The following is a 10,389-nucleotide window of genomic DNA, read 5'->3' on the forward strand; positions in this document are numbered from 1 at the left end:
CTGCTCATTACGCTCACTGCGGCCACCTCAATCAGCAGCACCACAGCGCTAGTCGCGAATAACGATCGGCACAAGCGTTCGTCGTTATCGGCGCGCGGAGGGGTACGTGGGGAAGCTGCGATTTTTTGGGCCTTCACAGGATGTGAACTTCAAAACTTTGTTTTGCCCAAAAAACGCAGCAGCGTTGGATTTCACAGGATGTGAAATCCAACAGCGGTTCCCCAAACACCCCTGGGCGCGCCGATAACGACGAACCTGGGCTGCGGCGTCCCTAGCTAGGCGTAAATCCCGCGCAAGGTCAGCGCTTTGACGACGCGGTCGATGGCGAGCATGTAGGCCGCCGTGCGCAGCGTCGTATTGTATTTGATCTTGATCCGGCGCACTTCGTGGATGTTCGTGAGCAGCACGTCCTCGAGGCGCTCGTTGACTTCGGCTTCTTTCCAGAAGTAGCCCATGCGGTCTTGAACCCATTCGAAGTACGAGACGGTCACGCCGCCCGCGTTTGCCATGATATCCGGAATCACGACGATCCCGCGATCGAAGAAGGTCTTTGCGGCTTCCGGCGTCGTCGGACCGTTCGCGCCCTCGACGATGAGCTTGGCTTTGACCTTCGATGCATTCTCGGCAGTGAGCACTTTTTCGAGTGCGGCCGGTACGAGAACGTCGCATTCGCTGACGAGCAACTCGGCATTGCTGATTTTATCGCCGCCCTGGAACCCGGCCAGGTTATGGTGCTTACCGACGTGTTCCATCGCCTCGACGATATTGATACCGTTCTTGTTGTAATAAGCCCCGGTTACGTCGGATATTCCGCGCACCGTGCATCCGCGCTCCGCAAAGAGCTTCGCGGCGTACATGCCGACGTTACCGAACCCTTGGATCACGACGCTGGCGCCCTCGGGCGCGATGCCCATCTGCGCCATCTCGTCGAGCGCGCAGATCGTAACGCCGCGGCCGGTCGCTTCGACGCGCCCGCGCGATCCGCCGATTTCCAGCGGCTTACCGGTAACGACGCCCGGGCAGTTTTGCCGCGTATGCATCGAGTAGGTATCCATGAACCACGCCATCACCTGCGGCGTGGTGTTGACGTCGGGAGCGGGGACGTCCTTATCGGGTCCCACGACCTCGACGAGTTCCGCTGCGTAGCGGCGGGTGATGCGTTCGAGTTCGTTGTTCGAAAGCGTCGACGGGTCGCACGTGACGCCGCCTTTACCGCCGCCGAACGGCAGATCGACGACGGCGCACTTCCACGTCATCCAGAAAGCGAGCGCCGTTACCTCGTCGAGCGTAACGCCGGGATGATAGCGGATGCCGCCCTTGGCCGGGCCGCGAGCGAAATTATATTGCACGCGGTAACCGGTGAAGACTTCGAACTCGCCGGTATCGCGTTGAAAGGGTATGGAAAAGATAATTTGACGCGAGGGGTGCGTCAGAATTTGGCGCATGCCCGCATCGAGTTCCAGCAAATCGGCCGCTTCGTTGAAATAAGCGATCCCGTCACCGAAAACCGAGACTTCGCGCACAGCAGTGGTCATAAAAAGATAAAGCCTCCAGACGACTCCAAACCCGATACACTTTGGTGCCGAACGGTCAAAACACCTTGGTAAAGGCACATCGGGAAAAGTCGCAGCGCTTAAACGTTGAAGCGAAAGTTGACCACGTCTCCCTCTTGCATCACGTAGTCCTTGCCTTCGCTGCGGAGAAGGCCCGCCGATTTGAGCGCATCCATCGTCCGATATTTGACGTAATCGGGGTACGAAACGATCTCGGCCCGGATGAATCCGCGCTCGATGTCGCTGTGAATCTTCCCGGCCGCCTCCGGAGCCTTGCTGCCCTTGGCGACGGTCCAGGCCCGCACTTCTTGCTCGCCCGCCGTCAGATACGTCATCAATCCCAGGATGTCGTAGGCGGCCAGAGCCAACTCGTCGAGCCCGCTGCGCTCGATGCCCAGTTCCTGGCAGAATTCGTGGGCCTCCTCATCGGAGAGGCCTGCCAGCTCCGCCTCGATTTTGCCGCACAGCACTACGACGCGGCTTCCTTCGGCCTGCGCGACCTCACGCACCTCGGCCACCAGGGGGCCCGGCTTGCCGATTTGGGCTTCGTCGATATTGGCGACATAGAAGAGCGGCTTGGCGGTGATGAGGAACGACTCGGCGGCCACCTCAGCCTCGGGCGAATCGGCGGGGAAGCTGCGCGCCGGCTTGCCCGCTTCGAGGGCCTCAACCAGATGCTTGGCCGCATCGACCTTATAGCGAATCTTCGGGTTCGCTCGCGCCTCGCGGTCGAGCTTATCGACCCGCTTCTGCAGCGTCGCCAAATCGGCGAGCGCGAGCTCGATCCCGATAATCTCGATGTCGCGCTTCGGATCGGGCCCGCCTTCGACGTGCGTCACGTTGCTATCTTCGAAGCAGCGTACCACCATCGCTATCGCATCGGTCTCGCGAATGTGGCTCAAAAATGCGTTCCCGAGGCCTTGGCCCGTGCTGGCCCCGCGCACCAAACCGGCGATATCGACGAAGCGCACGGTTGCCGGCACGATCCGTCGAGCGCTGACGATTTTCTCGAGTACGCCGAGACGCTCGTCCGGGACGGCGACTTCGCCGACGTTGGGCTCGATCGTAGCGAACGGATAATTCGCCGCTAAAGCTTGAGCCGAGCGCGTCAGCGCGTTGAAAATGGTGGACTTACCGACGTTAGGAAGCCCGACAATACCGCATGAAAGTGCCATGATGAACGGCCCTCGGTTCGTGCGCGCGAACCCGCCGACCTACTTGGTCGCCGTAATCGGATGCTTCCCCTGGCAAGAAAACGTGCATCCCGTGTCGGATACGACGGCATGCGACAGATGAAGGTCGACAAGCTCGGCATCGACCTCCTCACACACGATCCGGTGGTGATCCTCAAGGATTTGAACGGGTCGCACTACCTTCCGATTCTCATCGGACCTTTCGAAGCGACGGCCATCGCGCTCGCGCTCGAAGGCGCCCCGGTTCCGAGGCCGCTCTCCCACGATCTGATGCGCACGATTTTAGAAACGCTGGGCGCAAGCCTCGAGCAGGTCGTCATTCACGACATCCGGGATTCGACGTTTTTCGCTAAATTGCTGGTTCGAACCAACGGCGCGATACAAGAAATCGATACGCGCCCGTCCGACGGCATCGCGCTCGCGCTACGCATGCAAGCGCCGATCTACGTTACGGACAAGATCGTTCTGGAAGAAGCCACTGCGGATAAGTCTGCGATCGACGAATCGGAGATGTCGAAATTCAAAAAGTTTCTCGAAGAGCTTAAACCCAGCGATTTCAATCGGTAGCCTAGAACCGTAACCTGCGACCTACAACCTCGTCGTTACGATTGCAATGTCGTGGATGTAGGTCGACCCGTCGGGATGGGTTGACGGCGTGAGCACCAAATTCGATATGTACTCACCCGCCGGGGCGCGCAGCGTTTTAATCGTCAGGCCAGGCGGGCTGCTAGCCATAATCGTAGATTCGATCTCACCGGTCGAAGCGATGCCTTCGGGCAAGAGCTTGCTCCAATACACCCGCATCCCGACCACTTCGTCGTTGCCTTTATAACTGCCGCGGTAAACGTCCAAGCCCGTCAGCACGTAACCGGCGGGCTGATAGACCGTCTCAGTGCCGCCCGTGCCGCCGACGATCTGCCCGAGTACCGGCGACTGTACGACGTTGCCGTCAATGCTCGCATATATGGGGAGAATCGCGTTGATGACGTCGCTGGCATGCACTTTCACACCGACGAGCGCGAGCGGATGCGACGGCCCGACAGGGGTGTATTGCGAACTGTTCGCGGATTGCGGGACGGAAGTCTGCGCGCCGGGGACGTACGCCGTTTGGTCCTGAGCGACCGGCGCCGGAACGTACACGGAGGCCGTTGCCGCGGGATGGGGGTGATGCGTCAGCAACGCAACCGCAGCGGCGCCGACGAGTAAACCCGCGACCGCCGACTCGGTGCTGGACGCGCCGGCAGATTGCTGATTGCCGGAGTTGCAGAGCGAATAAGCGATCCGGCCGTTGGAGGAGCCCAAGTTCGAGAGCGCGGCACTTTTGGCTGCGGCACGCGTATTCGCAACGCCCCCCCGCCACGTTCCATGAACCGAATCCGTCGCCAGCGCTCCGCACAAATGTTGGTGCACGGCGACCGTTGCGATGCAATCGCCCGCCCCGTTCGTCAAGGCGTTACAGCGCGAAATGGCGCGGGTATTGGCCGCGGATTGATTGCGGAAATTCCACGAGCCCGAGACCTTGCCGGTGCTGGGTGATATGGCAATTGCGCCATATAGATTGTTCGCGAGGGCGGGCAGCATCATCGCGGCCGATAACGCGGCTACGAGCAGAAATCCGGCCAGTGAGCGGATGCCGGACGTGCGACGCATCTTCATAAAATAAGCACTCCGTAGGCTGAGGGCTTAGGGTCTAAAAAACTAACCTGGATTTCCTTCGGGTGCCAAGCGAGCCCTCCCCAATTCGCCCAGACCGGGCTATATGTCCCATTGCCAGGCGTTCCACCACGGGGTCGCGGTGGGGTTGTCGCGTGTTCCGCGTAAATCCGCCGAGCGCACGACAATTCGTCGCAGTTCGTAAAGCGGTATGTAGGCGACGCTTTCGTGCAGGATGCGGCTTGCCGCGCGATAGTCGTGTGCGCGCGCGGCTGGATCGTCGGTGCGCAGGCCGGCTCGCTCGTATGCGTCGAACGCGTGGTTGCAATATCCGAAAAAGTTCTCGCCATGCGGGTAGCCTTGATCGCAGCCGTAGTAGATTTCGGCATCCGGATCCCACGAGAGCGTCGTCGAGTAGATTGCCATATCGTAATTGCCGCGGTAGAGCGGCCCAACGGGCGAGAAGATCGTGTCGTACGGGTACTGCTTGATCGCGAGCCCTATGCCGACGGCGTGCAAATCGCGCTGCACGTGCAGCGCGATTTCGTTCAGATTGATCGAGCCGCTCACGACATCGAGGGTGAAGTTCAGGCGAACGCCGCCCTTCTGACGGATCCCGTCGCTTCCTCGGATCCAGCCCGCGCGGTCGAGAATGGCGTTCGCGCGATCGGGGTCGTATCGATAGGGTGGGAGGCGCCGATAGCCCACGGCGGTCGGAGCGAAGACGTTATATGCCGTCTCTCCGACACCGTGCGAAACCTTGTCGATGAGCACGCGATAATCGATCGCGTTCGATAACGCGAGCCGAACCGCAAGGTCGCCCAAACCGGGCTTATGCATGTTGAATACCAGCACTTCTTGCGCGTTCCAGGGAACGAGTTGCGTCACGACATCGCGGAGCGATCGATAGGCTTCGTAAAGCGCCGCGGGCGGTGAAACGACCAAGTCGATATGATGCAGCCGCATCTCGGTCAAGATGCTTTGATCGTCCGGGATCACTTGGAATACGACGCGGCGCAGTTTTGGGCGTCCGCGAAAATAGCGATTGAAGCGCGCCAGCTCGATGCGGTCGCCATGATGCCACGCGACGAAACGAAACGGACCGGTGCCGATCGGATGTCGCGATAATACGCCGCGGTTGAAACTGCTTTCGTGCGCCAGCACGTGCGCCGGAAGAATCGGCTTGCCGCCCTCTTGCAGCGGTGCGAAGAACTGCGAGAGAAACGGCGGGTAGCGATGGCGCAAATGCACGACGATCGTCCAATCGTCGGGCGTATCGATCGATGCGACCCGTTCGTAGGCCTGGCGGTAGATGGTGAGATTCTTCGGCGCGACCACCGCCTTCCAGGACGCAACGACGTCGCGCGAGGTGAACGGGGTGCCATCCTGCCACAGGACTCCGCGGCGGAGATGGTAGACGTACGTGCGGCCATCGCGCGATATGCCGCCGTTAGCGAGCGTTGGGACCGTGGTTGCAAGGTCTCCGATCAGCGCTCCACGATCGTTGGCGACGATGAGGTACGAATATATCAGCGATGAGAGATCGTAGGTGATATCCATCTCGGAGAGATAGGGATTGAGGTGGTCGGGCTCCGAGATGTCCGCGAAACGCAACACGTGCGGCGTCGTCCACGGGTGGCGATGGCCCGGCGGCGTAGGGGCAGCGACGCGAGCGCATCCGGCGCACGCAACCATCAGCAGGGCGAACGCCATCGATCGAAGCACGCATGATCGATTCGAGGGTCCCGACCTCGCACCTCGAATCCTCGGCCGTATGGAAACGACAGAACGCGCCGACATCGGCGTCTTTGGTGGCTCTGGATTTTACTCGCTGATCGAAAACGCTCGCGAAGTGTGGGTGGAAACACCATACGGCTCCCCGAGCGATAAAATCGCCCTCGGCGAGATTGCCGGAAAGCGCGTGGCATTTTTGCCGCGTCACGGCAGGGATCACCGCTTCCCACCGCAATCGATCAACTATCGCGCCAACCTCTATGCTATGAAAATGCTCGGCGTACGCCACATCATCGCACCCAATGCGTGCGGCTCGCTCAAAACCGAGGTCAAGCCGGGTTCGATGGTCGTCTGCGACCAAGTCGTGGATCGAACCAGTGGACGCCAGGACACCTTCTTCGATGGCCCCGTCACCACGCACGTGAGCTTCGCAGATCCGTACTGCCCGACGCTACGGCCGATCGCCATCGACGCGCTCAAATCGCTCGGCATCGACACGCACGAGCGCGGAACGGTCGTGGTCATTCAGGGGCCTCGCTTTTCGACCAGGGCCGAATCGAAGTGGTTCCAGAGCCAGGGTTGGGAAGTCATCAACATGACGCAATATCCGGAATCGTATCTCGCCCGCGAACTACAGATCTGCTTCGTCAATATTTCGCTGATTACGGATTACGACGTCGGCCTCGAAGGCATGACGCCCGTCTCGCACCACGAAGTGATCGAAGTCTTCAAGAGCAACAACGAACGCGTGAAGAACGCGATCGGGAAGATCGTCGCCGGTATCGACATTCACGCCGACTGCTCGTGCCACCACGCGCTCGAAGGGGCTCGGTAACCGTATGAAACGCGGGCCGCGGCTCGATCTTGGGGCATACGTTCGTGCAATACCGATGTTGGTTCGCAATCCGGCGATGCTACTGCTGCCGCTGCTTGCGGCCGTGGTCGACCTGCTGATCTCCGCGGTCACACCCTTGATGACCGATCCTCTAGGAGGGCTCGGGGCCAGCATCTTCGGGCTCTTCGTGCAGATCGTCTACATGTTCGCATTCGGCGTCTGCGTCATCTACGCCAGCGGCCTGTTGCGAGGCACGCGGACGAGCTTCGACGTGGCCTGGGATGAAGCGCGCCATAAATCCGGCGGCATCATCCTGGCCGCAATCGGCTTTCAGTTCATCGTCTACGCGGCGGCGTATGTCGGCGGCATCCTCGGGGCGATCGGGCAATACGTCTTGCAACTCGCAGCATATTTTTTCTTGATCCTCACCATACCGGCGGCGGCGATCGGCGGCTTACCCGGCGGGCTCGCGATCTCCGGCTCGATCCGCGCCGTTCGCGCTAACCCCATCGGATCGGCCGTACTCGCAATCGTCTTCGTGGCCCTATGGATCTACTTGCCGATCTTCGTCGCGCAGTATGCCATCGGCCTCACGCCGATCGAGTACGAACTCGTGCTGGCGGCGGTACGAGCCGTTCTGCTCGCATACCTGGCCTTTCCGTTTGCCGCCCTCTACGAAGAGACGGCCTTTCGAGGGCGCTACTAGCGCTCGAGCCTAAGAGCCCGTCCCCCGCGATGTCAGCGCCATCCGAACGATCTCGCTGACCATCGCGGGGCTGACGTTCGTGCGCGAAAGACGTTGCGCTTCATCGATCTGCGCGAGCATCGCGACGCTGGCACCGGCATGCGGCCGCGCGAGCCGCTCGAGTTGGCTCGCATAATCGACGCTCATCACCTTCGCATCGGGTCCAACGGTGGCGATCGCTACCCAATCTCGCACCAACGTCTTGATGGTGCCCAGGCCTTCGTAGAGCGTCTCGCGCGTCGCCCACGGATCCGCCGGCGTCTCGCCGCTCACCACGCTGAAGAACCACTCCGCCACGCTCGAGCGCACCGATTCGTCACCCCCCGCAAGCGCATCCAGCGCGCGCGTCGCATCGCCGTGCCCGAGCGATACGCCTAACCGGATCTCCTCGGCGGTCTTCCCTTGGGCCGCCAGGAGCATCCCCAGCTCGTCGGAGGAGAACGGCGCAAATCGAATATCGATCAATCGCGATCGAATCGTGGGAATCAAGCGCCCCGGGGCGGAGCTCGTGAGCAGCACGACGACGTCGCGCGGCGGCTCCTCGAAAAATTTGAGCAACGCATTTGCGGCGTGGTGGGTCGCGAACTCGACATCACCGAGCAGTAGAACGCGCATGCCGCCGCTATACGATTGCATCGAGAGCTGCCTGACGAGATCGCGCGCCGTAAGGTCCTCTTGCTCGTAAAATCCCGTCGCTCCGTCGCTATCGCCGATCTTGAGCGCCCCCACGTGCTCGAGGAAGTCGGGATGGCGTGCGTCGGCTCCGGCCGTAAAGAGCCGGCACGCGGCACACGTTCCGTCGTATCCGAGAACGCCGTCCTTGGGAGCCTCGCACAGCAACGATTGCGCCAATCGCCGCGCGAACGTCTTCTTGCCCGAGCCGGGCGGGCCGCTGAAGAGATAGGCGTGGGCCATCGTCTCCTTGGCGAGGCCCGCGAAATAACGCCTTGGGCCGGCCGCGCCGATTACATCGAACGTCCCGGGGCTCACAGAGCCATCTCCGCAAGATCGGCCCAAGCACGATCGACCAGCACGTCGGACGGAAGCCGCCCATCCAGGACCACGAAGCGATGCGAATCGCGAGCGAGCTCCAAAAAACCATGCCGGACGCGCTCGTGGAACGCATCGTGCTCGTTCTCAAGGCGATCGAGGCGCGCGTTGCGCTCCCGCAGGCGCTCGCGCGAGACGTGCACCGGTACGTCCAGCAGGAACGTGCGATCGGGTGTGAGCCCACCGGTCGCGGCGTCGATGATGTTGCGCAGCATCGTCATGTCCAAGCCCCTCCCATAGCCCTGATAGGCCAGGGTCGAGTCGGCGAACCGGTCGCACAGCACCACCCGGCCCGCAGCGAGCGCCGGGGCGATAGCCTCGATAACGTGCTGCGCCCGGGCTGCATTCATGAGTAAAGCCTCAGTCAAGGATGCGACGTGCAAGCCGGGTTCCAACACGATTCTACGAATGGAGTCACCTACCGGAGTTCCGCCGGGTTCGCGCGTGACAAAGATTTCGCGGCCCGCAGAGCGTAATCGTTCGGTAAGGCCACGTAACAGGGTGCTTTTCCCGCTCCCTTCAATGCCCTCGATGGTGACGAACATGACCAACACGATTCGACAAACGAGATGAGCATGACTCCCAACGGATCCATGTTCAACGATATGATCGAATGGTTTCTAGGCCGGGCAGGCGATCGCCGACAGTACCAGCGTCGCGCCGGCGCGTTTCACCTCTGGTATCAGCCTAGCCCAAGCGACACCAAGAACGTCAAACCCGGAATCGGCTCGGAGATTTCGCCGAACGGATTGATGTTCATCATTCCCGACGTGATACCGACGCCCGAGTATTCGCTCATCATACGCATCCGCGACCAGAATATTCCGATTCGCCTCAAGGCCGTCCGCCACGATCAAGTGCAGCACCAAGGCAAAACGTGGAATCGCTACATGGGCGAGTTCGTCGGCATTGCCGCCGACCATTGGGATACGATCGTACGGTACGTTACCGACGCGCCGGAACCAGTCGACCGCCGTAAGATGCAAAATCAAGAAATGGGCGAGAAAATCGACGACGCCTATCGACTGCTGCCGCTGGTGCTGCAGCAGAAAATCGTCGCGATGCTGGTGAAGCAGAATAAACTCGACGAACCAAAACCCGGGCAGACGCCCCTGCTCAAGCTGTTCTACGGCGGGCTGGTCAAGCGCCAAGGCCAGAAACCCGCACACCGCTTCAACGTGCACAGCCGGATTCGACGAAACGAAGAAACCGTCGCCTACGACACGCGATTTCTGATTACCGACGACGGCGAGATCACGCCCGTCTAGCTCGCGCGTCTCTCGCGCCTGGAGACCTCACCTCGTTTGGGGAACCTGTGATTTTTGTGCAATCGACATGGATGTCGACTTCCTTTGAACGTTGCACAAAAACGCAGGAGTAGGAAGCGCGCAGATACCGTGGTTTGGTGTCAAGCGGCGGTGCCCTCAACATAGGGCCGTCGGCTCTTGAGGACCGCGTAGACGATCGTGAGCATCTTCCGCATGGGAGCAGCGACGACGAGCTTCCCTCGCTTTCCTCGAAGCTTTAGTCTGGTGGCAAACCGAGCGAGCGCCGTAGAGGTAGTCATGGCACTGAGGGCTGGCATATAGAGCGCTCTGCGTAGATTGGCGTTGCCCATTTTGCTTA

The 10,389-nt window shown here is 60.8% G+C and carries 11 protein-coding genes; 5 read left to right on the plus strand and 6 right to left on the minus strand.

Annotation, left to right across the window (positions count from 1 at the left end):
* Positions 1–204: hypothetical protein (locus VMW12_02635; protein HUZ48621.1), on the plus strand; the 204-nt coding region annotated here is incomplete at its 5' end.
* Between the two features lie 71 nt (positions 205–275).
* Here VMW12_02635 and VMW12_02640 read toward each other — a convergent pair.
* Positions 276–1,535, minus strand: a complete 1,260-nt coding sequence (locus tag VMW12_02640) for a Glu/Leu/Phe/Val dehydrogenase (GenBank protein ID HUZ48622.1) — start codon at positions 1,533–1,535, stop codon at positions 276–278.
* 98 nt (positions 1,536–1,633) lie between these two features.
* Positions 1,634–2,728, minus strand: a complete 1,095-nt coding sequence (gene ychF / locus VMW12_02645) for a redox-regulated ATPase YchF (GenBank protein HUZ48623.1) — start codon at positions 2,726–2,728, stop codon at positions 1,634–1,636.
* Between the two features lie 108 nt (positions 2,729–2,836).
* Here ychF and VMW12_02650 point away from each other — a divergent pair, with 108 nt between their 5' ends.
* On the plus strand, positions 2,837–3,313 hold the full coding sequence (locus tag VMW12_02650) for a bifunctional nuclease family protein (GenBank protein HUZ48624.1): 477 nt from the start codon (positions 2,837–2,839) through the stop codon (positions 3,311–3,313).
* Positions 3,314–3,334: 21 nt separating this feature from the next.
* Here the strand turns inward: VMW12_02650 and VMW12_02655 are convergent, their stop codons facing one another.
* Together VMW12_02655 and VMW12_02660 are read right to left on the minus strand one after the other, a co-directional pair.
* Complete coding sequence (locus VMW12_02655; protein ID HUZ48625.1) at positions 3,335–4,402, minus strand: DUF4189 domain-containing protein; 1,068 nt, start codon at positions 4,400–4,402, stop codon at positions 3,335–3,337.
* A gap of 99 nt (positions 4,403–4,501) precedes the next feature.
* On the minus strand, positions 4,502–6,124 hold the full coding sequence (locus tag VMW12_02660; GenBank protein HUZ48626.1) for a peptide ABC transporter substrate-binding protein: 1,623 nt from the start codon (positions 6,122–6,124) through the stop codon (positions 4,502–4,504).
* Between the two features lie 49 nt (positions 6,125–6,173).
* On the opposite strand from VMW12_02660, the gene VMW12_02665 reads away from it, so the two are divergent.
* A complete protein-coding gene (locus VMW12_02665) occupies positions 6,174–6,968 on the plus strand; it encodes an S-methyl-5'-thioadenosine phosphorylase (GenBank protein ID HUZ48627.1) in 795 nt (264 codons plus the stop codon).
* 4 nt (positions 6,969–6,972) lie between these two features.
* Positions 6,973–7,674, plus strand: coding sequence for a hypothetical protein (locus VMW12_02670; protein ID HUZ48628.1), 702 nt, complete (start codon positions 6,973–6,975; stop codon positions 7,672–7,674).
* Between the two features lie 9 nt (positions 7,675–7,683).
* On the opposite strand, the gene VMW12_02675 is transcribed toward VMW12_02670, so the two are convergent.
* Together VMW12_02675 and tmk are read right to left on the minus strand one after the other, a co-directional pair.
* Complete coding sequence (locus tag VMW12_02675; protein HUZ48629.1) at positions 7,684–8,703, minus strand: hypothetical protein; 1,020 nt, start codon at positions 8,701–8,703, stop codon at positions 7,684–7,686.
* Positions 8,700–9,308 carry a dTMP kinase gene (gene tmk, locus VMW12_02680; protein ID HUZ48630.1) on the minus strand — a complete coding sequence of 203 codons (609 nt, stop codon included), beginning with the start codon at positions 9,306–9,308 and terminating at the stop codon, positions 8,700–8,702. Before tmk ends, VMW12_02675 begins: the two co-directional genes overlap by 4 nt.
* A 30-nt stretch (positions 9,309–9,338) precedes the next feature.
* Between tmk and VMW12_02685 the strand changes: the two genes are divergently transcribed.
* Positions 9,339–10,031, plus strand: coding sequence for a hypothetical protein (locus VMW12_02685; GenBank protein HUZ48631.1), 693 nt, complete (start codon positions 9,339–9,341; stop codon positions 10,029–10,031).
* The last annotated feature ends 358 nt before the right edge of the window (positions 10,032–10,389 follow it).

Source organism: Candidatus Dormiibacterota bacterium (assembly GCA_035532835.1).
Classification (GTDB): domain Bacteria; phylum Vulcanimicrobiota; class Vulcanimicrobiia; order Vulcanimicrobiales; family Vulcanimicrobiaceae; genus DAHUXY01.

Coding starts and splice junctions, on each gene's coding strand:
- VMW12_02665 (HUZ48627.1), top strand. CDS start 6,174: ATGGAAACGACAGAACGCGCCGACATCGGCGTCTTTGGTGGCTCTGGA.
- VMW12_02640 (HUZ48622.1), bottom strand. CDS start 1,535: ATGACCACTGCTGTGCGCGAAGTCTCGGTTTTCGGTGACGGGATCGCT.
- tmk (HUZ48630.1), bottom strand. CDS start 9,308: ATGTTCGTCACCATCGAGGGCATTGAAGGGAGCGGGAAAAGCACCCTG.
- VMW12_02655 (HUZ48625.1), bottom strand. CDS start 4,402: ATGAAGATGCGTCGCACGTCCGGCATCCGCTCACTGGCCGGATTTCTG.
- VMW12_02685 (HUZ48631.1), top strand. CDS start 9,339: ATGACTCCCAACGGATCCATGTTCAACGATATGATCGAATGGTTTCTA.
- VMW12_02670 (HUZ48628.1), top strand. CDS start 6,973: ATGAAACGCGGGCCGCGGCTCGATCTTGGGGCATACGTTCGTGCAATA.
- ychF (HUZ48623.1), bottom strand. CDS start 2,728: ATGGCACTTTCATGCGGTATTGTCGGGCTTCCTAACGTCGGTAAGTCC.
- VMW12_02650 (HUZ48624.1), top strand. CDS start 2,837: ATGCGACAGATGAAGGTCGACAAGCTCGGCATCGACCTCCTCACACAC.